This is a genomic window from Faucicola mancuniensis (genome assembly GCF_046523945.1).
Lineage (GTDB): Bacteria > Pseudomonadota > Gammaproteobacteria > Pseudomonadales > Moraxellaceae > Faucicola > Faucicola mancuniensis.
The window spans coordinates 1,814,808-1,839,190 of the sequence record NZ_CP171363.1; the positions used below are offsets into that span (position 1 = coordinate 1,814,808).

Here is a 24,383-nt window from a genome sequence, read left to right on the forward strand (position 1 = left end):
TGATAACTGTAGAAAGGTTTATGACTTATAAGTCATTCATGCGGATTTTGCTTTTTTGACGTATAATTCTGATAATTTTTTTTTAAAAACTTTGTAAAATTTGAATTTGATTAAATTTTTTTAATCAATATTTTGGTTTTATTTATGACGATTTAATCTTGACTAAATCACTCGGAATTATTTATAATACACCCAATAACAATGCCAATGTCATTTTTACTTGATTTTTATTTTGATATTTAGCAAATAACAAAATACTGGGGAATTTGTATGCGATTAACAACACGAGGGCGTTATGCGGTAACGGCGTTGCTAGACTTAGCCTTGCAAGATAGCCAGCACGATACAGCTGTGTCTTTATCCGACATTGCCAAACGCCAAGAGATTTCCATTTCTTATTTGGAACAATTATTTTCAAAATTGCGTAAGCAAGGTCTTGTAACCAGCACTCGTGGGGCTTCTGGCGGTTATCGTATGGCAAAGCCACTTGACCAAATCAGCGTGATGAGTATCATTGCGGCGGTTGATGAGTCGGTTGATGCCAGAGCCTGTGAGGGTATGGGCAATTGCCAAGAGGGTGCGATGTGCTTGACGCATGATTTGTGGACAGGTTTGTCAAAACATATTGAAGCGTATTTATCAAGCGTAACTTTGTATCAGTTAATTCATCATGACAATATTCGTAAAATTGCCGACCGTCAATTGTTAGCAACGGACGAAGAAAAAGTGATTCAATTAAAATTTAATCCGCAAGTGGTACAGCAAAACAGCCAAAATCATGATACAATACCGCACGCAAAATCACTTGTCAATCCGACTGTAAAAAATTATACAACGACCACAAAAACTAAACCATTGGAGAACGTGCCAGCATGAGCCAGCTTATCTATTTAGACTACGCCGCAACCACACCGATTGATGAACAAGTCGCCAAAAAAATGATACAATACATGACATTTGACGGCACTTTTGGTAATCCTGCAAGCCGTTCGCACGCTTTTGGTTGGCAAGCCGAAGAAGCGGTAGAAACTGCACGTCAGCAAATCGCTGATGTCATCAATGCCGACCCAAGAGAAATCGTGTTTACATCAGGGGCGACTGAGTCAAATAACCTTGCCATTAAAGGTGCAGCACAGTTTTATGCAACCAAAGGCAAACACATTATCACCAGTAAAATTGAACACAAAGCGGTGCTTGACACTTGCCGAGAGTTAGAAACGCAAGGTTTTGAAATCACTTACCTTGAGCCACAACAAGGCACAGGCTTAATCACAGCCGATATGGTAAAAGATGCCATTCGTGAAGATACCATTTTGGTAACGTTAATGATGGTAAACAACGAGTTAGGCACATTGACCGACTCAAAAGCCATTGGCGAAATCACTCGTGAAAAAGGCATTATTTTCCACGTTGATGCGGCACAAGCAGCAGGCAAAACGCCAATTGATTTAGAAGAGATGAAAGTGGATTTGATGAGCTTTAGCGGTCATAAAATCTATGGACCAAAAGGTATCGGAGCGTTGTACGTTCGCCGTAAACCACGAGTGCGTATCAAAGCCCAAATGCACGGTGGCGGTCATGAGCGTGGTATGCGTTCTGGCACGCTTGCCACTCATCAAATCGTGGGTATGGGTGAAGCCTTTGCCATTGCCAAAGAACGTATGCAAGCAGACGAAGCTCGCATTGCTAAACTGCGTGAAAAGCTGTGGAATGGCGTGCAAGATTTAGAGCAAATCTTTTTAAATGGCGACTTAGAACACAGTATTCCAAACATTGTAAACATTAGTTTTAACTTTGTGGAAGGTGAGTCTATGATGATGTCGCTAAAAGATTTGGCGGTGTCAAGTGGTTCAGCTTGTACATCTGCGACCCTTGAGCCGTCTTATGTGTTGCGTGCGATTGGGCTATCTGATGAACTTGCCCATTCGTCAATCCGTTTTAGCTTAGGACGCTACACGACTGATGAAGACATTGAGCGTGTGGTAACAGAAGTGCGTAGTGCGGTAGAAAAACTGCGTGAATTATCACCACTTTGGGATATGTACAAAGAAGGCGTTGATTTGTCAAAAGTTGAATGGAATGAACATTAATTTTCACTTTTGATTAATAAAAACGAAACAAAAACGAGTAGGGGCGTATTGAATACGCCCAATACTAAAAAGTTTGAAAACTCAAAATATTAAAAAATTCCTGCAAGCATTTCGCAAGCAAAGTGAAAAATATTTAAAAAATAAATTAAGATTTGGTAAAAAAATCCAAACCTAACGGAGAATAAAAATGGCATATTCAGACCAAGTAATTGACCACTACGAAAACCCACGCAATGTCGGTAATCTTGACAAAGACGCAAAAAATGTCGGAACAGGCATGGTGGGTGCACCTGCGTGTGGTGATGTGATGCGTTTACAAATCCAAGTTGGCGATGATGGTATCATTCAAGATGCCAAATTCAAAACTTACGGCTGTGGCTCGGCAATCGCATCAAGCTCGCTTGTTACCGAATGGTTAAAAGGTAAAACCCTAGACCAAGCCCGTGAAATCAAAAACAAAGACATCGCCGAAGAATTGGCATTACCACCTGTAAAAGTACACTGTTCAGTACTTGCCGAAGATGCGATTAAAGCAGCGATTGATGATTATCAAGCCAAAGTAAGTGCTTAAATGTAAGTAATTGATAACATTAAATTTAGATTGGTAGGGTGGGTTAGCGATAGCGTAACCCACCAAAGATATTTGAATTATCTTTTTACTTAAAATTAATAAATAAACAACGGAGTCTAACATGATTGAACTAACCGACAGAGCAGGCGACTATGTTCGCAACTTTTTACAAAATCGTGGGCATGGCGAAGGCATTCGTGTCGGCGTGCGTACGGCGGGCTGTTCTGGATTGGCGTATGTGTTAGAATTTGTTGATGACCCAGACCCAAACGACCAACGTTTTGAAAGTCATGGCGTATCATTGTTCGTTGACCCAAAAAGCATGGTTTATTTAAACGGTTTGCAAATGGATTATGTGAAAGAAGGCTTAAACGAAGGCTTTAAATTTACCAATCCAAACCAAAAAGGCGAATGTGGTTGCGGTGAATCGTTTACCGTTTAATTAATGATTTATTAGTAGGGGCGTATTAAATACGCCCAATGTTTGATAAAAAAATACAAATAAGCTAAACAAAACCATGAATTTTTTTGAATTATTTCAATTACCTGTCGCTTTTACCATTGATAACAATAAGTTAGAACAACAACTGCGACAGCTACAAAGTCAGCACCATCCAGATAATCAATCTGATAACGAAAGCAAAAAACACGCTGAAAAAATGTCGGCAGTCATTAACCAAGCCTATCAAACCCTAAAATACCCAGACAGCCGAGCGAGCCATTTGCTTGAGCTTGATGGACAGGCGGATAATTTAAGCCAATCTATCCGTGATTTGGATTTTTTGGATAAGGCGATGGATTTTCGCATTGAGCTTGATGAAGCGGATAATGTTGGTTTAACGGCTTTAAAACCTCGTTTGCAAACATGGCTTGATGAATTATCCGCCCAATTTAATCAAGCCTATCAACAACAAAACTGGACACAAGCGATTGATTTTGCACAAAAATTAAAATTTTTGGTAAAAATTGATAAAGACCTTGCCAAAAAAGTTGATGAATTAGCCAATTCACAAAATGATGATGATTTATACGTTTGATTTTTAATTTTTTGTATAATATTTTTTAATTATCCTTAAAATAGGACTTTTGATTTTTTATGTCGTTATTACAAATCGCCGAACCCAACCAAAGTGCTAAACCGCACGCCCACCGCTATGCTCTAGGCATTGATTTAGGTACAACTCGCTCGCTAGTCGCTGTCGTCCGCTCTGGTGAACCGCAAGTCATTGGCGATAAAGTCAGCGAATGTCAAACAGGTAAAACCGAAAACGGCAAAACAGGCGTTGATTGTCAAAAATTATTGCCATCTGTGGTGTATTTTGGCAAAAATGAACAAGGCGAAGATGAGACATTAGTCGGCAGTCATGCCGAAGCAATGGCGGACAAATTTCCACAATTTACCGTGCGTTCGGTAAAACGCTTTATGGGTCGTAGCCGTCAAGATATTAAATTTAACCACCCTTATCAATTGGTCGGTGATGACAATGTCATGCCGAGCATTGCCACGCCACAAGGGGCGAAAAACCCTGTGGAAATTTCGGCAATTATCCTAAAGCACCTTTACGACCGTGCAAAATTGGCCTTGCCTGAAAATAGCATTGTTGGGGCGGTGATTACCGTACCTGCGTATTTTGATGAAGCCCAACGCCAAGCCACCAAAGATGCCGCTAATTTAATTGGTTTAAACGTTATTCGTCTACTGAACGAACCGACTGCGGATGCAATGGCGTATGGATTAAATCGGCACAGCGACCAAGAATATCATCTCATTTATGATTTGGGCGGTGGTACGTTTGACGTGTCCTTGTTAAAACTCAATCAAGGCGTGTACGAAGTCATGGCAACAGGCGGAAACAGTGCGTTAGGCGGTGATGATATTGACCGATTGATTGCCAATTATTTGATAAAACAAACAGGCATTGACCCAAAAAATGTTGATAATCAACAAAAACAACAGCTTAATTTGCAAGCTCGTCAATATAAACAAAAATTGACAGATAATGACAGCGTAACGGTTGATATTAATATAAATGGTGTAAATTATCAAGGTGAGCTTAATAATCAGATTATCGCTGACGTGATTAAACCTGTTACCGATAGAACCTTGTCTGTTTGCGAACAAGTGTTAAGAGATGCCAATTTAACTAAAGCCGATTTGCATGAAGTTGTACTAGTTGGTGGTTCAACTCGTATGCCTGTTATTCAACAATTGGTTGCCAAAACCTTTGACAAAAATCCGCTTTGCCGTATCAATCCTGACGAAGTCGTGGCATTGGGGGCGAGCAAATACGCTGACCAACTGATTAGTGAATCACAAAATCAGATTTTATTGTTAGACGTTACGCCTTTATCGTTGGGGCTTGAAACGATGGGCGGATTAACGGAAGTCATCATTCCACGTAACACGCCAATTCCTGTTAAACGCAAACAAGTGTTTACTACTTATCAGGATTACCAAAACGCCATGATTATCCATGTGGTGCAAGGCGAGCGTGATACGGTGGCGGACAATCGTTCATTGGGTCAATTTAAATTGACGGATATTCCTGCGATGAAGGCAGGTTTAGCAAGAATTGAAGTTACGTTTGCCATTGATGCGAATGGGCAATTAACCGTTACCGCTCAAGAATTAACCACGCAAAAACACAGCGAAATTCAAGTTAAACCGTCTTATGGCTTGTCTGATGCGGAACAAGAAAAACTGCTACAAGCAGGATTTGACAATGCACAGCTTGATAAAGATAACCGCAGTTTGATAGAAGCGGAAGTAGAAGCAAAACGTGAATTGTTGGCGATTGAGTCGGCTTTGGTAGAATTTGGGCAATTGTTAAGTAAAACTGAACAAGAGCAATTAACCAATGCTATGCAAAACGTACAACAAGCGATTGAAATTCATGATAAAACCACGCTTGATAAAGCGGTGGCGGATTTAAAAGTGTATAGCGATGAATTTGCCAGCGTTATCATGAACCAAGCGGTTAGCCAAACTATGACAGGCACAACAACTGAACAATGGCAATCGTAAGGTATTTTGTGCTATATGAAAAATGAATATGATTTTTCCAATGCAACAACAGCCAAGCAAATCCCACATTTAAACCGTCTGCGTGAACAACAAAAATTTAAGAAATTACACATAAAAATTAAAAAAGCCAACCATTATTGGAGTAGCTATGCCAAAAATTACCATTTTACCTCATCATGAAATTTGCCCAAACGGTGTAGAAGTTGAACTTGCCACAGGTGATAATCTGTGTAAAGGTTTATTAGAAAAAGGCGTGAAAATAGAACACGCTTGCGACTGTTCAAAAGCCTGCACGACTTGCCATGTCGTTGTGCGTAAAGGGTTTAACAGTCTTGAAGAAATGGACGATATTGAAGCGGATTTGTTAGACCGAGCTTGGGGGCTTGAAGCGGATTCTCGCTTGTCATGTCAAGTGGCGGTAGAAGATGAGGATTTGGTGATTGAAATTCCAAAATACACGTTAAACCATGCGTCAGAAGGCAATCATTAATTTATTTTAATATGATATTTAATTTGGGCTAAATTTTATTTAGTCCATCTTTTTGTCCACCAAATCTAAGGCGTGGTTCAGATGATTAATAATCGTGCGTTTATCATAGTTACGAATATCATTAAAGTTCAAATGCAAGTTAAAACCATCTAACTGATAATCCACCCATTTATCATTGTTATCGCCTTGTTGTGGGTCTAGCACTTCCCAAACATTGGCGACTTGCTGTAAGCCTTTTAGTCGTACTTGTCCGACCATACGACAGGTATGTTTGTGCGAAATTAGATTATATGTGCTTTCGCTAATCAAAATCTGATTCGGTTTAGCAGCAGATTCAAGGCGTGATGCAAAATTGGCTTCTTTGCCGATAAGCGTATAAGTCATACGATTGCTACTACCAAAATTGCCGACATAGCAATAACCTGTATTAATCCCCATTCTTATTTGTAGCCCATCAAAACCAAGTAATCGCCACTGCTGACGCAAAACTTGCATTTCTCTTCGCATTTCAATCGCCATCGCAATACAGCGTAATGCATCATTGCGTTCATTACTATTGGCTTCATCGCCAAAAAAGCATAATAAGCCATCACCAATAAATTTATCCAGTGTTGCACCGTATTTTTTGGTGATTTTTGTCATGCTATCAAAATACGTATTGAGAATATTTGCTAAATGGTCTGGGCTAATTTTATCAGATAATTCGGTAAAACCAACAATGTCCGAGAAAAAAATCGTTAATTTTCTACGTTGATTGATAACTTGTACAGTTGAGTTTGTTTTAACAATAGGTTGCCAAACTTGTGGTGGTAAAAATCTGGTTAATTTGTTCGTAACACTGACAAAAGTTGTTAAACGGGAATTTTGCTCAACAAACTTATTTTTGTAGCTTTGAATGCGATTAATCAAATACCACATTTGTTGAAAAATTGCTAAAGTAGTAAAAGAAACGGCAATATTATCTGCGATTTTGCGTTCATCTGTTGATAATACCATTAAAAAATCTTGATTGTACAAACTTAAAAGAATAAACCCAATCAAGGCAACCGAAGCAATAAATAATGGTAATATAAATTTTTTGTTAATTAAAAATAAGCGATAGCAAAACATCAACCACAAGTAAGCAGATGGCATATAGTTGTAAAATTGAAGCAACCCTAGACAAACTGCCATCGCCAACAAACTGAGCGTATCAAAAATAATATTGCGACTTTTGATGGTTGAAATAACAAACAAAATTAAGCTAAAAATAGTCAGTCCAATAAAACCAAACAAATGTACTTTATTTAAAGATAAGCTCGCAAAATAACTAGACAAAGCTAGTAACAAAACTAGCTCAGGATAACGAATCTTGCGTAATGCTGTCAAAAAATTTGGAATAGATAAAGTCACATGTGTACACCAAAATTTAGGTTTTAAACGGACATTTTCCAGTCAAATGGCATATCACGATGCCCACGCAGCGCCATCATCAAGGTCTGCTGCATATGGCTCAACACTTGTGGGGTGTAGGGGATAGCAGGTCTGCCCCACACAGGATTTGGCCAAGCTACATCATTTTGATAACGTACAATATGATGAAAATGCAACTGTGGCACTTGATTGCCCAACGCTGCAATATTCATTTTGTCCGCTTGAAACGTTTTAGCAAGCTGGCTAGATAACCAGCTAGATTCACGCAAAAACTGGGCTTGGTCGCTTGGGCTAAGTTCATACAACTCTTTTGCCCCTGCAACTCGTGGTACTAAAATCAGCCAAGGAAATTGGCAATCATTCATCAAACGACACGTTGAAAGCGGAAATTCGCCAACCAAAAAGGTATCTTTGGCAAGTTGTGGGTGTAAATTAAACATAATCTCTCAATATTTTTTGTGTTTTGTTATGAAATGTTTTTAAAAATATAATCGGTTGCTATTTTAGCATTTTCAAATTAAATTTTATAGCAAAAAACCGATGAAAATACAAATTTTTCGCCCATATTTTGTCTTTTTTTACAAAAAATTTGACAAATTTTGGTTACGATTTGGTAAAACTTCTCACAATTTGCAACTATTCATCAAAAAAATATTTGGTTACAATAGCCGATTATTTTTGTTTTTTCTGAGGTTGTTGTGCAGTTTTTTTTCATAAAACCAATTATTCGTTTTTTTGTGGCTGTATCGTTGATGATGACGATGTTTTTGGGTGGTGTGATGCCGTCAGTTGCTGTTGCAGATACGGCAGCTTCTGCCCCTGCGGATACCAGTATGCAGGATACTTTTGGGCGTGATACACCAAGGGGGACTGTGCAAGGTTTGTTAAAAGCTTTGGCACAAAATGACAGCGAATTGGCAAGCAATTATTTGGATTTAAAAAGTAAAAAAAATGCAGAGAAAGTGGTGGGTGAAATCAAAACTGCCCTTGACACAGGTGGACGAATTGCCAATGAGTTGCAAATTAGCAATGAGCCTTCGGGTAATCTTAATGATAAACTTGCCCCTACCTTGGATAAAGTGGGCGAATTTAGCCTAAGCAATCCTGCAAGTACCAATAAAAAAGCCGATATTTTGGTTGAACGGGTAAAATTGTCCGATGGTACGCAAGTTTGGTTGGTATCGAGTCGCACATTAACGGCATTGCAACAAGTAGAAAGTTCATTACAGCCAACTTTTGTTGAAAAATATGTGCCAGAAGATTTGGTGAATCAAGAAATCAAAGGCTATAGCATTGGGCATATTTTGGCAGTGATTGTGGTATTTGTTATCACTTATTTGTTGTCGGTGATGATTAGTTGGGTGTTGTATGCGTTGTTTCGTGTGGTTTATCAAGCGACGCACCGCAAAAAGTTGGACGATGGGACTGTGCGTAGCATTCCGATTGATAAGCGTGTGATTGTGCCGATGGCGATGATTTTTACAGGGATTATCATTCAAGAGTTAATGCTGGTTGTCGGTATTAATTTGGTGGTGCGAAATGTTGTAGAACGTATGGCAGAGATTTTGTCATGGGTGGCATCGGTTTGGTTGTTTTTGCGAATTTTGGACATTATTTTTACACCGCTGGAGCGTTATGCCAGTGAAAACAATCACCCAGAACGCTTGTCCGTGCTAAATTTGATGCGAAAAGTGATAAAAGCCTTGTTGTTAATTTTGGCAACCATTGTCATTTTGGGTAATTTGGGCTTTGATTTGACAACAGGTTTGACGGCATTGGGGATTGGTGGTTTGGCATTGGCATTGGGTGCACAAAAAACCATTGAAAACTTGGTCGGTAGTGTGTCTTTGGTCGCAGACCAACCTGTCAGTGTGGGTGATTATTGTGTGTTTGGCAGTCAAGAAGGCACGGTGGAAGATATCGGCATTCGTTCTACACGTTTACGCACCTTAGACCGCACGCTTGTAACCATTCCAAACGGTAGTTTTTCGTCTATGAGTATTGAAAATTATACCAAACGAGATATGTTTCATTTTAATCAATTGTTTTATATTTCAAGGGACAGCGATGCTGATAAATTGCGTGAATTTATTGAAGAAGTGCAAATTTATATCGTTAATCACCCAAATACCAACAGTAATTGGAATCAAGTACGCATATCAGCCACTCAGCAAGATGCGTATATTATTGAAGTGCGAACTTATTTTGAAGTCAAAGGTGTGATGGAATTTTATGAAAAACAAACCAGTATGATTATTCGTATTGCCGAAATTATGAATGAAGTTGGGCTGAAAAATGCCTTGCCAACCAGTCAAATCAAAGTGGAAAATCAGCAAGACTTACAACAACTTGAAACGCAAAAATTGGATAGTTAATGGGTTTTTTCTAGCTTTGATACAGGTTCTTACAAAATCGGCTCTTTTCTATATACGATGGTGGACGGTAACGACAGCCCAAACACCAACGCCAAAGTGGTAAAAAAAGCGTTTAACGCATAATCCATCATTTGTGAAAATAGCACAGGATTGTAGCCGTCAATGCCGAGCTGTACAAGGCTTAACATCGCCTTGTACGCAGGCACACCGGGCATCATGCACAGCATGGCAGGGACAAGCACCGCCTTTGGCGTAACCAAATAGCGTTTGGCAAAATACACCGCCAAAAACGCCATCATCATGGCAGACACAAAACTGGCACTTATCATATTCATGCCAAGTTGTAGCCACAGATTGCGAGAGCCAAAGCCAACAATGGTAATGACGATACATTTCCACAGGTGCATTTTTGGCACATTTACCATCAAGCTCCAGCCCAACGTCATGAGCGATGCGTAAAATACCGCTTCTAACAGTTTTAACACATGGATATCCATTAGGAAATTCCCCATTGGCGAATTTGTAATAATAACAATGCCAAACTAATGCCGATTCCTGCCGATAATGTCAAAATAATCACAAACATAAACCGACCAATCCCCATATTCATATAACCTTTTAACATATCCGAAAATGAATTTATCAAAGGAAAACTTGGCACAAGTAACAAAATGCTGGACGCAATCGCAATGTGTGGGTCATTGCCAAAACCGACCAACAGCCCCAAACTGCTAATCACAGACGCACAAAAAGCAGTACAACCCGTCACCACAAAAGGATTAAAAAAAAGTTTGGTCATATAATACCGCACCAACTGCCCGCACATACCCGCCAAAAATGTCAAAGACACTACCAGCACATCACCGCCTGCCAAATGGGCAAAACATGCACACGCCACACCCACCATCACCGCCACCAACCAAAACGGATAGGAACTTCTATCCAACTCATCAAAGCGTTCACTGGCGTGTTCTAGGGCTTCAGACGCATTCATTTTTTCCAAATCCAAAATAATCCGTTGAATCTGCACAATGATATTCACATTGATAACATGGGTCGTGGACGCTCGCAACGTGGTGATACAGCGATTGTTATAAATGGTCGTGACGGTAATGCCATTAAATGCCAAACTGCACTCCACACTACCAGCCCCAAGCGACAGCCCAAGTCGCTTGCACAAATCCACAATCGTGGTAGACTCCGCCCCATATTGCATTAACAACAGCCCACACCGCACGCACAGCCGAGTGATACGTTGCTGGTCTTCATAAGTCATAAACGGCAAACGGCGAATCGGTTTTTCATCGTTTTGTTTGACAAAAGGCTTTGGGGTTAAAGGGTCTAAAGGTGCTAACGCATCATCAAAAATCTTATCCATAAGTCAAAAATCGCAAAATTTTGTTGCGTTATTTTACCACCAAATTGACAAAAAATAACCAAAAAAAGCACCAAATTTTTGTCTTGTTAAATTTTGTAAACACGCTCGTTATTATTCAAAATTTATTTTATGATAAGACAGTTGTTATAAACATTTTTGCCAATTTTTACCATTTAATCAGTACCGAAACGGTACAATCGCCTTGGAAACCGACCAATCAAATCATCAAAGTTGCCATCAAAGCCACCGATACGGTGAGCGAAAACAAAGACTTACCGCCTGCCAATCTGGTATTTTTGGTTGATGTGTCAGGTTCAATGAACGACAGCGACAAGTTGGAACTTGCCAAATCATCGCTTGCCATGCTCGCCAAACAACTTCGCAAGCAAGACACCATTAGCCTTATCACTTATGCGGGCAACACCGAAGTGGTGCTACCTGCGACATCAGGCGACCAAACGAGCAAAATTTTATCCGCCATTAATAAACTTGCTGTCGAAGGCTCAACCAACGGAGAGGCGGCAATAAAACTTGCCTATGCCCAAGCCCGTGAAAACTTCAAAAAATACGGCATTAACCGCATTTTGATGATGACCGATGGCGATTTTAATGTGGGTGTGTCGGACGTTGATGAAATGCTTGACATTATTCGCCGTGGGCGTAATGGCGGTGTGTCGCTGTCCACGTTTGGTTTTGGGCAGGGCAATTACAACGACTACATGATGGAGCAAGTGGCGGACAACGGCAATTACAGCTATATTGATAACTTAAGCGAGGCAAAAAAAGTCTTGATTGATGAGATGAGAGCGACTTTTAACACCGTTGCCAAAGATGTCAAAGTGCAAGTGGGATTTAACCCAAATACCGTCAAAGAATGGCGACTGATTGGCTATGAAAACCGAGTGCTTGCCACCGAAGATTTTAACAATGACAAGGTGGACGCAGGTAAATTGGGGGCGGGCAAATCGGTGGTGGCGTTGTTTGAGATTACCCCTGTTGGGCAAAAAGGCTGGCTTGATGAGAGCCGTTATCAATCTAATACCAAAGCTAATAATGATAATAAAAACAATGAGTTAGGATTTTTAAAAATCCGCTACAAAGCTCCAAATGGCGACACTTCACAGCTTGTGTCTGTGCCAATTGGCAAAACGATGAGTAAACCAAGCTTGGATTTACAATTTGCGATGGCAGTGGTAGGGTTTGGTGAATTGTTAAGTTAAAGTAAATATATAGATAATTGGTAATTTAAAAAATAGTCAAACGTTTGCCAAAGAAAATATCGGTAAAGATGATAACGGCATTCGTGCTGAATTTGTTAAATTGGCGGAATTGGCAGGGGAATTAGAGCCTGTAAAAGCTGAAAAAGAATAAACCTTGTAAAAAATGGTTGCATAAATTTGGCAAAATGTTTGTCAAATTTATGCTAAAATAGGCATTTATGCAAACAAATAAAGGAACAATTATGTCATTAAAATGGTCAAATACGCTGGATATTGCGATTGCGTTGGCAGAAAAATATCCCAATGAAGATGTGCAATATATCCGTTTTACCGATTTGCACCGCTATGTTACCGAACTTGATGAGTTTGTTGATGACCCCAACAAGTCTAACGAAAAAATTTTGGAAGCCATTCAAATGGCGTGGCTAGATGAAATGGATTAGTTAAAATATGTTGGTAAAAACCCTTTTGTAGTCGTTGCTAAAGGGTTTTTATTTGATAAAAACCTAATACAAAACTTATCAAAAAATTTATCCAAAAACCACGCTACTACCTTGCCATAACGCATAAAAACCTAACAATAACAACATCATAGCCACCGCATGATTAAAAATTTCTTGGGAAAGACGATTGCGAATGTGCGAACCAATATACACAAAAAACAACGAAATAAAAATCACCAAACCAAGTAACCACATTTGTTTTTGCTCAAACTTCATCATCACAGGCAACAACATCACAATCTGAATGAGCTTGGTAATCAAAATACTGATATTATTCACAATCACCATTTCATGCTTGCTACGGTCAGTGCCGAGTAAATAAATCATCAAAAACGCCACAATCGCATTGGTCGCACCACCGACAATCCCTGCCACCAAGCCAAAAATCGCCATGGTTTTGTTGTCTTTTTTAAAAGTAATGCGGTATTTTGTGTATTGCGTATAAACATAAAAAAGCAAGGTAATACCCAAAAAAATCTTTAGCCAACCTTCAGGAATAATTAACAAAAGTTTAACACCGAGCAATCCACCGACAAAACTTGTCAAAAATAACCAAAAATACTGTTTACCATATTTAACAATATTGCCAAAAATCGTACCGCCTGTGCGTAACATCAACAAATTCAACACGATACAAGGCACGACCACCATAGCCACCGCCACTTTTAGCGGATAGAAACTGGCAATAATCGCCGTTCCGACAATCGGATAGCCAAAGCCTGTAATGCCGTGCAACAACGCCCCAAGTACAAAGCAAATAATGATAATCCAATCATTACTGTCAAACGAATTTATACCAAAATTTTGCATTTTTACCTTTTTTAAAAAAATGTTAAAAAAAGCCACTTAAGGGTAAGTAGCTTTTTTGTTGTCAAACTCAAAAATCAATCAATCGGTGGTGTATAAGTGCCATTCTTAATATCGTCTTTAATACGCTCTGCCTCACTCATCACTTGATTTAACAAGGCTTTCACATTTTCAAGCGTAGCGATTGGGCTTAAGGTGGTCATTTTTAATGACTGCACATCGCCATATTTTGGACTGTTCACACGAGTTACGCCAATATTCGCCTCGCCACGAGCAAACAACTCGTCCGCCACGTTTTGATTTAAATTATCAATTAATTCAACAGGATAATCTTTTGGACACACACGGAATAACACGGACGCAAATTGCGGCTCTATCAGCATTTCAATACCGTCTGTCGCCTTGATGTAATCCGACACTTCACGAGTCAAATCCACACCATGGTCAATCATTGAGCCGTACAAATCCTCGCCCAACGCCTCCACCGTCAGCCACAGTTTTAATGCGTCAAATCGGCGAGTGGTTTGCAGAGATTTTGACACCAAGTTCGGCACGCCGTGTTCTTCATCATAAGCCGAGTTAAGATATTCCGCCTCATAGTGCATAAAGCGATAATTTTTCTCATCTTTTAGCAAGAACGCACCGCAAGAAATGCTTTGGAAATAATGCTTGTGGAAATCTAGCGTAATCGAGTCAGCAAGCTCAATGCCATCAAGCATTTGGCGATAATTGTTGGACAAAATCAACGCACCGCCCCACGCCGCATCAATGTGTAGCCACGCACCGCAAGCGTCTGCGATTTTGCGAATGGCTTTGATGTCGTCAATCGCCCCTGCGTCCGTTGTACCAGCCGTTGCCACCACGCACGCCACGATATTGCCATCTGCTTGCAAGTCGTCAATCACTTTTTGCAAGGCGTTTGTGTCCATTTGGGCGTTGTCATTGCACGGCACAGCCACCACCGACTGAAAGCCCATACCCATCATCGCCATATTTTTTTGCACACTAAAATGGGCATTTTCCGAACATAATACTTTGACTTTTTTCATCGCATCGGCAGGAATGCCATCACGCTGAACCGACCATTCTTTGCCGTTTTCATCTTTGTAATTTTTGGCAATGCACCAATCACGAGCTAACAAAACGCCCATCAAATTTGACTGCGTACCGCCTGAAGTAAACACGCCCGCTTGACCTGTGCCAAAACCGACTTTTTGGCGTAACCAGTTGATGAGTTGCACTTCCATCAATGACCCTGCAGGGCTTTGGTCCCAAGAATCCATTGATTGATTGGTGGCGTTAATCAGCACTTCGGCGATTTGGCTCGTTACCATCGTTGGGCAATGCAAATGGGCAAGCGAGTGTGGGTGGTGAACTTTTAGGCTTTTATTTAAAAAAATCTCGACCGCACGATTGACCGCATTTTCCAAGCCTAAGCCGTCTTTGCTTGGGTTAAAAGCAATAGCTTTTCTTAGCTCGTTAATGCTACCACCTGTGTACATTTTTTCATTTTTAAGCCATTCGCTTACGGCTTTGACTGCTTGATTCATGCCTTGTTCATAATCGGCAATGGAATTGCTGTCGTTACAAAATAGGGCTTGGCGGTGTTTTTGAAGGTTTGACATTTTCATTTATCCTTAAAATTTGAACCTGTAGGGGCGTATTGCATACGCCCTATTAAGAATTTTTAACAATTAAAACAATCTTCTTGTCATGTTAAAGGGTTGTTTGCGATATATTCCACAATCATTTGATAGGCTTTTTCATCTCTAATGATGTGTTCATAATAATTGCGTTGCCAAACCGTTTGCCCAATTTTATCTTTTAATTGACTGCTAACGGCTGACTTATATCCACGCACAATCACCCCAATGGTTTGGCTTGGCGATTGTAAAGACGCTTTTTAATTGAATTTTGTAAACGATTTTTAATATGAATAATGCCGTGTATGTGATTTGGTATAATGACAAACGCATCAAGTTCAACATTTTGCCGTTTATTTATGGTATTTAACCATTCATTTTGAGCGATTAAGCCATTTTCATTTAACAACATTTGACCATTTATAATATTGCCAAAAAACGGCAATCTTTCAAAACAACAAATGGTGATAAAATAATAACCAACCGATGAATAATCAAACCCTTTTAAACGAATGCTTTGGCGATGATGAATTAATGGGGTGTAAGACATATTAGAAAAACCAAGTTTATTGCGTTTGGTATTATTCATGAAGTAAAGGGCGTATGCAATACGCCCCTACAAAGCCAATTATGATAAAAGGCATGACAAACACACCCTTTATCATTATCAAAAAATCAATCAACCACGCACTTTTTGAACGGCTTCTTTGACTGCTTTTTTAAAGCGTTCTAGCACCGCATCGCACTCATCAGCAGTGATGGTGATAGGGCAAAGCAGACGAATTACCGTACCGCCACGCCCGCCTTTTTCAAGCAATAATTTGTTGTTAAAACAAGCGGTTTGAATCGCCGCCGAAAGCTCGCTGTCAGCAGGATATGAACCCATACGGTCGGCAGGTTTACGCTCGTCCACAATTTCAATGCCGTTCATTAAGCCACGACCACGCACATGACCGATACATGGATATTCTTCAGCAAATTTCTTGATTTCGCTACGCAAATACTCCCCACGCTCTTCGGCATTTTTTGCCAAATCTTTGGTACGGATTTCATCAATCACTTGAATTGCCGCCGCCATCGCAAGCTGATTACCACGAAACGTGCCTGTATGACCCGCTGGCAACCATGCATCAAATTTTTTGTTAATCGCAAGTACGCACAGTGGCAAGCCACCGCCCACCGCTTTACTCATGACGACCATGTCAGGCACAATGCCAGCATGTTCAAAGGCGAACATTTTGCCAGAACGAGCAAAGCCTGCTTGCACTTCATCAATGATTAACACGATGTCGTGTTTGGCGGTCACTTCACGAATTTTTTGTAACCATTTAGCAGGGGCAGGGACGACACCGCCTTCGCCTTGAATGGCTTCCAAAATCACCGCAGCAGGTTTAACCACGCCACTTTCCACATCTTCAATAAAGTTTTCAAAATAATAAGTCAAAGCGTCCACGCCCGCTTCACCGCCAAGTCCTAGCGGACAGCGATATTCGTGCGGATATGGCATAAACTGTACACCCGGCATTAAGTTACCGACTTTTTCTTTTGCCGATAAATTGCCCGTCATCGCTAATGCACCGTGCGTCATACCATGATAACCACCGCTAAACGCAATCACATTATCACGACCTGTATAAGTTTTGGCAAGTTTAATGGCTGCTTCTGTGCCGTCAGCTCCTGTTGGGCCACAAAACTGCAACACAAAATCTTTTGGAAAAAATGATAACAACAACTCGGTAAACGCATCTTTCACAGGGGTTGTGATGTCAAGGGTATGCAGTGGCAACCCACTGTCTAGCACGTCATACAAGGCTTGTTTGACTGCAGGGTGATTATGCCCCAACGCCAACGTACCCGCACCTGCTAGGCAGTCAAGGTAGTCATTGCCTTCCACGTCTGTTACCCAAATGCCGTTTGCTTTGGCAATGGCTAGGGGCAGTTTGCGTGGATAGCTACGCACATTTGACTCCATCTCATTTTGACGTGTCAAATAGTAGTCGTTGGTTGCATTTTGGATAGGATTAACAGGGGTTGCAATGTGTAAATGCGTTTTGCTCATATCAGATTACCATCTCAGATAAAGGCGGAAGAAAAAACCAAAACTTAAGTTTTGATTGGCGAAAAAAAACCTATACAATCGCATAGGTTCTAAGATTTATTTAAGAAAAATCAATTGCTTAAATAAAAATGGCAGACAAGCTTATTCTAGATAATAAGCCCGATATTGGGTTATCTGTTTTTAATAAAACAGCAAACTTGCTATCACTTTTTTGTCTAAAATTTAGTATCTTAAAACCTTTTTTGAAATTTATCACATCAATATGAAATAATAATGACATGACAAATTAAATTTGTTTGTTTAAAATTTGGTTAATTGGTTTTGTTGATAAAACTTTATGGAAAAACAAAACCTCACTAACAGGGGCGTATGATACGCTTTTTTTTGAAAAAAGCTATCATTTTTTTATCATATTGGCAACTATGAGATAATCGGTATTATTTTAAGTATAAATGGAAAAATTAACAAAGGGTTTTGAACAAAATTACCAAAAAACCATCAAACCAAACCGACTGTCCGCAAAACCGCTATACCCACGCCCATGCCAACCATACTAAAAACGGTAGTAAATGCCAAAATATTGGCGGCTAAAATGTCGTTTCCGCCCATTGCTTTTGCCATCACATAACTTGCGGCCGCGACAGGACTTGCCACCATGATAAATAGCACGCCAAACTGTACAGGCGTTAAAGCGAACGCCATGCCAAACGCCACAGCGATAAGCGGTGCAAACAAAATCCGCCCAATGCTCGCTTGCATGGATACGCCAGACAGCTGAAACATGGTTTTTAAATCCATGCTCGCTCCTGCACAAATCAGAGCAAGTGGCAAGGCAACCGCACCGACAAGTTGCCCTGTTTTGGTGATAAATTCTGGCAACATCGGCAAACCTAAAAATTTATAGGCAAACGCTGATACAAGGGCGATAATCAGTGGATTTTTTGCCATTTTGGTTGTCATGCCAACGGCTTTTTGTTGAAAACCTGTGCTTTTGGTATCGGTTCGGCTTAAGCAAATGACGGATAACACATTGTATAAAATGGTAATCACGCCCATATACACAGCCCCCATGCTCATGCCCATTTCGCCATAAGCATTGACAACGGTTGCCAAGCCGATAATCGCCATGTTACTGCGAAAAATCGCTTGCACAAATACGCCTTTGTCTTTAATGTCTTTTACAAAAAAGTAAGCGTAAAGTTCTGCCAAAAAATACAGTAAAAACGTTACTAAAAAACCTGTTCCGAGCAAGTTTATTTGTTCAGAAATATTAATTTCACTTTTTAGCACACTAAAAAATAGTAAGCACGGCAAACTGTAATTAAAAACAATGTGCGATGCGGTATTGACAAAATTATCGTTTACGACTTGGCGTTTTTGCATAAACACGCCCAATGCCATCAGTAGTAAGTTTGGCATGGTGATGTTAAAAGCAAAAAGTAAAGCGGAAAGCATATTAGTCCTAAATTACTTGGTATAGGGTTTTCATTTCATTATCATTAAGCACAGATACAATTTTAAAGCCAAAGTTTTCATACAAATCTATTAATTGAATTAGGTTAAGGTTAAATCACCCCAATCACCCACGAACAGAACATAATCGCAAGCGACAATCCCCAAATCCAAAAGAATGAATAACGAATATGCTTACCCATTGACAGATTAGCAAGCCCTAGACCCATCCATAATGCAGGCGAAAATGGTGAAACAAACGTACCAACAATACTACCTATCATCACCGCATAGCCAGATTTTGCAGGTTCAACGCCTACATCCGTGGTAATCTGCTCAACAACAGGGAATAAGCCAAAATAATACGCATCCGTTGATAACACAAGCTCTAACGGTACGCCAAAAAATCCTGTAACATAATGCAAGTTTGGCAATAAGGCTTGTGGCAAAATGCTGACCAAATCTTTTGAGATAGAATCCAACATTCCCGCCCCTTTAAGCGTACCCAAGAATGTCCCTGCTGCCAAAATAATGGTTGCCATCATAATCGCACCACCAGCATTGGCATTGATACAAGCGATTTGCTCTTTTGGTGTACGATAATTGACAAGCAACGCAACCGAAGTACCAAGCATAAAGACAAACGCAGGTGGCAATAAATTAGCAAACAATACAATCATCGCTGCGATAAAGATAGCAACGTTTGCCCAAAATAGTTTTGGATTAAGCGGTTTTTCATCGGCATTTTCTGCAACATGATTGGCTTCTGCACCTGATACCAATGCACCATGCTCGGCAATAATACGGCGTTTTTCACGCATACCCAAAATCACCGCCATAATAATGGTTAAAGTAATACCGATAATTTGCACCATAATAAGCGGACGATAAATCACTTCCACATCAGCTGACAACACAGTCGCCACACGAGCGAGTGGACCGCCCCACGGCAACATATTGGTAATACCTGCACTTGCTGCAAGTAACAAAAACAGCATATAAGGGTTCATTTTTAGACGTTGATAAAGCGGTAATAACGCAGGTACAACCAATAAAAATGTCGTTGCCCCTGCACCATCTAACTGTGCGACAACAGAAATTAAAACTGTACCCACAGCAACCGAAATCACGTTACCACGAGTAACCTTAATTAATCCATCAATTAACGGCTTAAACACGCCTGCATCTCCCATAATGCTAAAAAACAAAATAGCAAACACAAACATAACAACAATCTGAATCACAGATGTTGTACCATCAAGATAAAATTCTTTTATCTGTGCTAAATCAAATCCTGCCAGCAATGCACCGATAAATGGCACAAGCACCATTGCAATCACAGGTGATACTTTTTCAGTTAATAACAAGCCCACAATCACAAAGATAATGGCAAGCCCAACAATAGTCAGCATAATCTCTCCATAAACTAAACAAAATTACTGCATTATAAATAAAAAATTAAAAATTCACAAATACAATATAATTTTAGCTTATGAAAAATTGGCACAAGTTTATAACAATATCAAGACTTTAGCTTTTTCAATTTTTTAATCGTCATCGCTAATAGACTCACCGCTGCAGGGGTTACACCGCTGATACGGCTTGCCTGTCCCAGCGTAGCAGGGCGAACATGAGTCAATTTTTGTACAATTTCATTGGACAATCCAGACACAGATTTATAATCAAAATCGGCAGGCAAAGTAGTGTTTTCAAGACGTTTCATCTGCTCAATCTCGTCTGATTGGCGGTTGATGTAGCCTTCATATTTTACGCCAATTTCAATCTGCTCGCCCACTTCATCACTCACTTCAGAATTTGTAATGACTGCAATATCCTTAAAACTAATATTAGGACGTTTTAATAAATCCAAACTGTTTACTTCTTTGGTCAAAACTTCATCAGGATTATTTTGCATAAACGCCTTGCCAAGTGCATTGTTTGGCGTTGCCCAAAGAGCCTTTAATCGCTCAGTTTCTGTGGCGATTTTTTCCATTTTTTCACTATAGGCTTGCCAGCGTGCGTCATCAACTAGCCCCAATTCACGCCCTTTTTCGGTCAAGCGTTGGTCGGCATTGTCTTCACGCAGCATCAAGCGATATTCGGCACGGCTTGTAAACATACGGTACGGCTCTTTTGTGCCGTTAGTGATTAAATCGTCCACCAACACGCCCACATAAGCCTCGTCACGGCGTGGCGTCCATGCGTCTTTGCCTTGCGTGCGTAGCCCTGCATTTAGACCTGCCAATAAGCCTTGAGCTGCCGCCTCTTCATAGCCTGTTGTGCCATTGATTTGCCCTGCAAAAAATAGGTTGGCAATCGCTTTGGTTTCCAAACTTGGATGCAAGGCTTGTGGGTCAAAATAATCGTATTCAATGGCGTAACCAGGTCGTAAAATATGAGCGTTTTCAAGCCCTTTCATGGAATGCACAAGTTGTAATTGAATGTCAAACGGCAAACTGGTAGAAATGCCATTTGGATAAAGTTCATGCGTGGTCAAGCCTTCTGGCTCAATAAAAATTTGATGGCTGTCTTTGTCAGCAAAACGATGAATTTTGTCTTCAATAGACGGACAATATCTTGGCCCAACCCCTTCAATCACCCCAGAATACATGGGTGAGCGGTCAAGCCCACTTCTAATAATGTCATGCGTTCGTTCGTTGGTGTGGGTGATGTAGCAGTTGATTTGGCGTGGGTGCATAGCAACATTGCCCATATAACTCATGACTGGCAAAGGCGTATCGCCAGCTTGCACGGTCATTTTGCTAAAATCTACCGTGCGTGCGTCAATGCGTGGCGGTGTGCCTGTTTTTAGTCGTCCCACAGGCAAATTTAACTCACGCAAACGCTCGGCAAGACGAATGGACGGTGGGTCGCCTGCTCGTCCGCCTTTGTGGTTTTGTAGTCCGATATGAATTGTTCCACCCAAAAATGTGCCAGACGTTAGCACCACCGCACCGCAAGAAAACTCAATCCCTGCTTGTGTTACAACGGCAACGGCTTTACCATTTTCCACCAAAATATCATCGGCAGCTTGTTGAAAAATATCCAAATTTGGCTGATTTTCTAGGGTATGGCGAATGTAGGCTTTGTATAAAATTCTGTCAGCTTGAGCGCGTGTCGCGCGCACTGCCGCCCCTTTTCGGCTGTTTAACACACGAAATTGAATGCCTGCGTGGTCGGTCGCCAACGCCATGACACCGCCCAATGCGTCCACTTCACGCACAAGGTGCGATTTGCCAATACCGCCAATGGCAGGGTTGCACGACATTTGCCCAAGCGTTTCAATATTGTGCGTCAAAAGTAGCGTTTGTTGCCCCATGCGAGCTGCCGCCAAAGCTGCCTCTGTACCTGCATGACCGCCACCAATCACAATCACGTCATAAATTTTTGGGTATTTCATAATTTTCTCTTTATTATTAAATATAATGTTAAAAACCAATTATTATAGCATTTTTATTGGGGTTTGGGATTTATTTAAACGTGGTTTGTGTAAATTTTTTTGTCAAAATTTGGCTAAAAATTTATGGTTAACTGTGTTAGAATATTCAACAGTTTTTGTTTTTTTTGGGCTTATAAAATAATTTTTAGATTGTTTTATAAGATTTTTTTAAAAATAAATTGGACTTTATTTATGAATAACCAACCTTATGCCTTGCTGTCTGTGTCTGATAAATCTGGTATTGTTGATTTTGCCAAAGGTTTATTGGTGCATAATTTTCGCCTTTTATCAACAGGTGGTACTTATAAACTGCTCAAAGAAAACGGTCTTGACGTTACAGAAGTTGCCGAATACACAGGCTTTGCCGAGATGATGGACGGTCGTGTCAAAACCTTACATCCAAAAGTACATGGCGGTATTTTAGGTCGTCGTGGCACGGACGATGCGATTATGGCGGAGCATGGCATTGATCGCATTGACATGGTGGTGGTAAATCTGTATCCATTCGCTCAAACCATCGCAAAACCAAACGTAACCAAAGAAGATGCCATTGAAAACATTGACATTGGCGGTCCTACAATGGTGCGTGCTGCCGCTAAAAATCATGACCATGTGAGCATTGTTACCAATCCAAACGACTACTCAATGATTTTGGGCGAATTGACTGCGGACGGTGCGATTTCGGCACAAACTCGTTTTGATTTGGCGGTCAAAGCCTTTGAACACACCGCCCATTATGATGGTATGATTGCCAACTTTTTGGGCAATCGTTTGCAAGGCTTTGATAATGCTGAACAATTTCCACGCACGTTTAACGTACAAATGGACAAAGCCCAAGACTTACGCTATGGCGAAAATCCACACCAAAATGCCAGTTTTTATGTGGAAAAATCCCCTGTCAATGGTGTAAAAGAAGCCAGCATTTCAACCGCTAAACAATTACAAGGCAAAGAATTATCCTACAATAATATTGCCGATACCGATGCGGCGTTAGAATGTGTTAAATCATTTGAAGCCCCTGCTTGCGTGATTGTGAAACACGCCAATCCATGCGGTGTGGCGGTAGATAGCGACTTGACATCAGCGTATCAAAAAGCCTTTGCCACCGACCCAGAATCAGCCTTTGGCGGTATTATCGCCTTTAACCGTCAGCTTGATGTGGCGACTGCAATGGCGATTGTGGAACAGCAGTTTGTAGAAGTTATCATCGCCCCAAGCGTTGCTGATGGCGTGCTTGAAATTACAGGTGCTAAGAAAAACGTGCGTGTCCTCGTGTGTGGCGAATTGCCAAAACCAAGCGAGCGTAAAGCCCAATTTGATTTTAAACGAGTAACTGGTGGTCTGCTTGTACAAGACCAAGATTTGGGTTGGATTAGCCTTGATGATTTAAAAGTGGTAACAAAAGCACAACCAACCAAAGAACAGCTTGATGACTTGTTATTTACTTGGAAAGTGGCAAAATACGTCAAATCCAATGCGATTGTGTATGGCAAAGACCAACGCACCATTGGTGTGGGTGCAGGGCAAATGAGCCGAGTGAACTCTGCTCGTATCGCAGGGATTAAAGCCGAACACGCTGGATTATCGCCTGTTGGTGCGGTGATGGCTTCGGACGCATTTTTCCCATTCCGTGATGGTATTGACAATGCTGCCAAAGCAGGTATCACTGCAATTATCCAACCGGGTGGCTCAATGCGTGACGATGAAACGATTGCGGCAGCCGATGAACATGGTATTGCAATGGTGTTCACAGGTATGCGTCATTTTAGACATTAATCTGTAAGTTTGAATTAATAAAAAAAGCGAAAATTTTGGTTTTCGCTTTTTTTTGGTAATTTTTTCCAAATTTTTACATGATAAAAAAATACACCCAAACTTGTGATTTGGGCATATTTAACATGATGCAAAGTTATAAACG

22 protein-coding genes and 1 pseudogene are annotated in these 24,383 nt (G+C 40.5%); 11 read left to right on the forward strand and 12 right to left on the reverse strand.

The genetic code is table 11. The features are described 5' to 3' along the window. Positions 1 to 270: 270 nt before the first annotated feature. From ACGTJS_RS08990 to fdx, 7 genes and pseudogenes are all read left to right on the forward strand, one after another. Positions 271 to 702 (forward strand): annotated as a pseudogene (locus ACGTJS_RS08990) (Rrf2 family transcriptional regulator); the annotation flags it as partial. A gap of 170 nt (positions 703 to 872) precedes the next feature. Next, complete coding sequence (locus ACGTJS_RS08995) at positions 873 to 2,090, forward strand: IscS subfamily cysteine desulfurase (RefSeq protein ID WP_315042751.1); 1,218 nt, start codon at positions 873 to 875, stop codon at positions 2,088 to 2,090. A gap of 187 nt (positions 2,091 to 2,277) precedes the next feature. Then, complete coding sequence (gene iscU / locus ACGTJS_RS09000; RefSeq protein ID WP_315042752.1) at positions 2,278 to 2,661, forward strand: Fe-S cluster assembly scaffold IscU; 384 nt, start codon at positions 2,278 to 2,280, stop codon at positions 2,659 to 2,661. Between the two features lie 121 nt (positions 2,662 to 2,782). Next, positions 2,783 to 3,103 (forward strand): iron-sulfur cluster assembly protein IscA, encoded by a 321-nt coding sequence (iscA, locus tag ACGTJS_RS09005; RefSeq protein ID WP_315042755.1) that lies wholly within the window; start codon positions 2,783 to 2,785, stop codon positions 3,101 to 3,103. A gap of 76 nt (positions 3,104 to 3,179) precedes the next feature. Continuing rightward, positions 3,180 to 3,698 carry a Fe-S protein assembly co-chaperone HscB gene (gene hscB / locus ACGTJS_RS09010; RefSeq protein ID WP_315042756.1) on the forward strand — a complete coding sequence of 173 codons (519 nt, stop codon included), beginning with the start codon at positions 3,180 to 3,182 and terminating at the stop codon, positions 3,696 to 3,698. 59 nt (positions 3,699 to 3,757) lie between these two features. Then, complete coding sequence (gene hscA, locus ACGTJS_RS09015) at positions 3,758 to 5,686, forward strand: Fe-S protein assembly chaperone HscA (protein WP_410471818.1); 1,929 nt, start codon at positions 3,758 to 3,760, stop codon at positions 5,684 to 5,686. A 148-nt stretch (positions 5,687 to 5,834) separates the two neighbouring features. Continuing rightward, a complete protein-coding gene (gene fdx / locus ACGTJS_RS09020; RefSeq protein WP_410471819.1) occupies positions 5,835 to 6,176 on the forward strand; it encodes an ISC system 2Fe-2S type ferredoxin in 342 nt (113 codons plus the stop codon). A gap of 39 nt (positions 6,177 to 6,215) precedes the next feature. Here the strand turns inward: fdx and ACGTJS_RS09025 are convergent, their stop codons facing one another. Next, complete coding sequence (locus ACGTJS_RS09025; RefSeq protein ID WP_315042764.1) at positions 6,216 to 7,568, reverse strand: adenylate/guanylate cyclase domain-containing protein; 1,353 nt, start codon at positions 7,566 to 7,568, stop codon at positions 6,216 to 6,218. A gap of 23 nt (positions 7,569 to 7,591) precedes the next feature. Beyond that, a complete protein-coding gene (locus ACGTJS_RS09030) occupies positions 7,592 to 8,029 on the reverse strand; it encodes an HIT domain-containing protein (RefSeq protein WP_315042766.1) in 438 nt (145 codons plus the stop codon). 312 nt (positions 8,030 to 8,341) lie between these two features. On the opposite strand from ACGTJS_RS09030, the gene ACGTJS_RS09035 reads away from it, so the two are divergent. Next, a complete protein-coding gene (locus ACGTJS_RS09035) occupies positions 8,342 to 9,964 on the forward strand; it encodes a mechanosensitive ion channel family protein (protein WP_410471820.1) in 1,623 nt (540 codons plus the stop codon). Positions 9,965 to 9,993: 29 nt separating this feature from the next. Here the strand turns inward: ACGTJS_RS09035 and ACGTJS_RS09040 are convergent, their stop codons facing one another. Then, the gene (locus ACGTJS_RS09040) at positions 9,994 to 10,461 is read right to left on the reverse strand and encodes a threonine/serine exporter family protein (RefSeq protein ID WP_315043057.1); all 468 of its coding nucleotides are present in this window, start codon (positions 10,459 to 10,461) and stop codon (positions 9,994 to 9,996) included. After that, entirely contained in the window at positions 10,461 to 11,240 is a 780-nt protein-coding gene (locus tag ACGTJS_RS09045; RefSeq protein ID WP_315043059.1) for a threonine/serine exporter family protein, read from the reverse strand. The genes ACGTJS_RS09040 and ACGTJS_RS09045 overlap by 1 nt, the downstream gene beginning before the upstream one ends. A 185-nt stretch (positions 11,241 to 11,425) precedes the next feature. On the opposite strand from ACGTJS_RS09045, the gene ACGTJS_RS09050 reads away from it, so the two are divergent. Both ACGTJS_RS09050 and iscX read left to right on the forward strand, forming a co-directional pair. Beyond that, positions 11,426 to 12,562, forward strand: coding sequence for a vWA domain-containing protein (locus ACGTJS_RS09050; RefSeq protein ID WP_410471821.1), 1,137 nt, complete (start codon positions 11,426 to 11,428; stop codon positions 12,560 to 12,562). A gap of 242 nt (positions 12,563 to 12,804) precedes the next feature. After that, positions 12,805 to 13,005 carry a Fe-S cluster assembly protein IscX gene (gene iscX / locus ACGTJS_RS09055; protein ID WP_315043055.1) on the forward strand — a complete coding sequence of 67 codons (201 nt, stop codon included), beginning with the start codon at positions 12,805 to 12,807 and terminating at the stop codon, positions 13,003 to 13,005. Positions 13,006 to 13,092: 87 nt separating this feature from the next. Here iscX and ACGTJS_RS09060 read toward each other — a convergent pair whose 3' ends face one another. From ACGTJS_RS09060 to mnmG, 8 genes are all read right to left on the reverse strand, one after another. Beyond that, positions 13,093 to 13,875 carry a sulfite exporter TauE/SafE family protein gene (locus tag ACGTJS_RS09060; RefSeq protein ID WP_315043053.1) on the reverse strand — a complete coding sequence of 261 codons (783 nt, stop codon included), beginning with the start codon at positions 13,873 to 13,875 and terminating at the stop codon, positions 13,093 to 13,095. Between the two features lie 74 nt (positions 13,876 to 13,949). Continuing rightward, on the reverse strand, positions 13,950 to 15,497 hold the full coding sequence (locus ACGTJS_RS09065; protein WP_315043051.1) for an aspartate aminotransferase family protein: 1,548 nt from the start codon (positions 15,495 to 15,497) through the stop codon (positions 13,950 to 13,952). 86 nt (positions 15,498 to 15,583) lie between these two features. Next, complete coding sequence (locus ACGTJS_RS09070) at positions 15,584 to 15,733, reverse strand: transposase (protein ID WP_315043049.1); 150 nt, start codon at positions 15,731 to 15,733, stop codon at positions 15,584 to 15,586. A gap of 2 nt (positions 15,734 to 15,735) precedes the next feature. Then, positions 15,736 to 16,065 carry a hypothetical protein gene (locus ACGTJS_RS09075; RefSeq protein ID WP_410471822.1) on the reverse strand — a complete coding sequence of 110 codons (330 nt, stop codon included), beginning with the start codon at positions 16,063 to 16,065 and terminating at the stop codon, positions 15,736 to 15,738. 129 nt (positions 16,066 to 16,194) lie between these two features. Next, entirely contained in the window at positions 16,195 to 17,574 is a 1,380-nt protein-coding gene (locus tag ACGTJS_RS09080) for a diaminobutyrate--2-oxoglutarate transaminase (protein ID WP_410471823.1), read from the reverse strand. Between the two features lie 498 nt (positions 17,575 to 18,072). Then, on the reverse strand, positions 18,073 to 19,029 hold the full coding sequence (locus ACGTJS_RS09085) for an AEC family transporter (protein ID WP_410471824.1): 957 nt from the start codon (positions 19,027 to 19,029) through the stop codon (positions 18,073 to 18,075). A 110-nt stretch (positions 19,030 to 19,139) separates the two neighbouring features. Further along, positions 19,140 to 20,438 (reverse strand): citrate:proton symporter, encoded by a 1,299-nt coding sequence (locus ACGTJS_RS09090; protein WP_315043041.1) that lies wholly within the window; start codon positions 20,436 to 20,438, stop codon positions 19,140 to 19,142. A gap of 110 nt (positions 20,439 to 20,548) precedes the next feature. Then, positions 20,549 to 22,426, reverse strand: a complete 1,878-nt coding sequence (mnmG, locus tag ACGTJS_RS09095; RefSeq protein WP_410471825.1) for a tRNA uridine-5-carboxymethylaminomethyl(34) synthesis enzyme MnmG — start codon at positions 22,424 to 22,426, stop codon at positions 20,549 to 20,551. A gap of 231 nt (positions 22,427 to 22,657) precedes the next feature. Between mnmG and purH the strand changes: the two genes are divergently transcribed. After that, on the forward strand, positions 22,658 to 24,241 hold the full coding sequence (gene purH, locus ACGTJS_RS09100) for a bifunctional phosphoribosylaminoimidazolecarboxamide formyltransferase/IMP cyclohydrolase (RefSeq protein ID WP_410471826.1): 1,584 nt from the start codon (positions 22,658 to 22,660) through the stop codon (positions 24,239 to 24,241). Positions 24,242 to 24,383 lie beyond the last annotated feature (142 nt).

Excerpts from the sequence above, each read along its gene's own strand:
- ACGTJS_RS08995 (WP_315042751.1), top strand. The coding sequence starts at position 873 with ATGAGCCAGCTTATCTATTTAGACTACGCCGCAACCACACCGATTGAT.
- iscU (WP_315042752.1), top strand. The coding sequence starts at position 2,278 with ATGGCATATTCAGACCAAGTAATTGACCACTACGAAAACCCACGCAAT.
- iscA (WP_315042755.1), top strand. The coding sequence starts at position 2,783 with ATGATTGAACTAACCGACAGAGCAGGCGACTATGTTCGCAACTTTTTA.
- hscB (WP_315042756.1), top strand. The coding sequence starts at position 3,180 with ATGAATTTTTTTGAATTATTTCAATTACCTGTCGCTTTTACCATTGAT.
- hscA (WP_410471818.1), top strand. The coding sequence starts at position 3,758 with ATGTCGTTATTACAAATCGCCGAACCCAACCAAAGTGCTAAACCGCAC.
- fdx (WP_410471819.1), top strand. The coding sequence starts at position 5,835 with ATGCCAAAAATTACCATTTTACCTCATCATGAAATTTGCCCAAACGGT.
- ACGTJS_RS09030 (WP_315042766.1), bottom strand. The coding sequence starts at position 8,029 with ATGTTTAATTTACACCCACAACTTGCCAAAGATACCTTTTTGGTTGGC.
- ACGTJS_RS09035 (WP_410471820.1), top strand. The coding sequence starts at position 8,342 with ATGATGACGATGTTTTTGGGTGGTGTGATGCCGTCAGTTGCTGTTGCA.
- ACGTJS_RS09040 (WP_315043057.1), bottom strand. The coding sequence starts at position 10,461 with ATGGATATCCATGTGTTAAAACTGTTAGAAGCGGTATTTTACGCATCG.
- ACGTJS_RS09045 (WP_315043059.1), bottom strand. The coding sequence starts at position 11,240 with ATGACTTATGAAGACCAGCAACGTATCACTCGGCTGTGCGTGCGGTGT.
- iscX (WP_315043055.1), top strand. The coding sequence starts at position 12,805 with ATGTCATTAAAATGGTCAAATACGCTGGATATTGCGATTGCGTTGGCA.
- ACGTJS_RS09060 (WP_315043053.1), bottom strand. The coding sequence starts at position 13,875 with ATGCAAAATTTTGGTATAAATTCGTTTGACAGTAATGATTGGATTATC.
- ACGTJS_RS09065 (WP_315043051.1), bottom strand. The coding sequence starts at position 15,497 with ATGTCAAACCTTCAAAAACACCGCCAAGCCCTATTTTGTAACGACAGC.
- ACGTJS_RS09075 (WP_410471822.1), bottom strand. The coding sequence starts at position 16,065 with ATGTCTTACACCCCATTAATTCATCATCGCCAAAGCATTCGTTTAAAA.
- ACGTJS_RS09080 (WP_410471823.1), bottom strand. The coding sequence starts at position 17,574 with ATGAGCAAAACGCATTTACACATTGCAACCCCTGTTAATCCTATCCAA.
- ACGTJS_RS09085 (WP_410471824.1), bottom strand. The coding sequence starts at position 19,029 with ATGCTTTCCGCTTTACTTTTTGCTTTTAACATCACCATGCCAAACTTA.
- ACGTJS_RS09090 (WP_315043041.1), bottom strand. The coding sequence starts at position 20,438 with ATGCTGACTATTGTTGGGCTTGCCATTATCTTTGTGATTGTGGGCTTG.
- mnmG (WP_410471825.1), bottom strand. The coding sequence starts at position 22,426 with ATGAAATACCCAAAAATTTATGACGTGATTGTGATTGGTGGCGGTCAT.
- purH (WP_410471826.1), top strand. The coding sequence starts at position 22,658 with ATGAATAACCAACCTTATGCCTTGCTGTCTGTGTCTGATAAATCTGGT.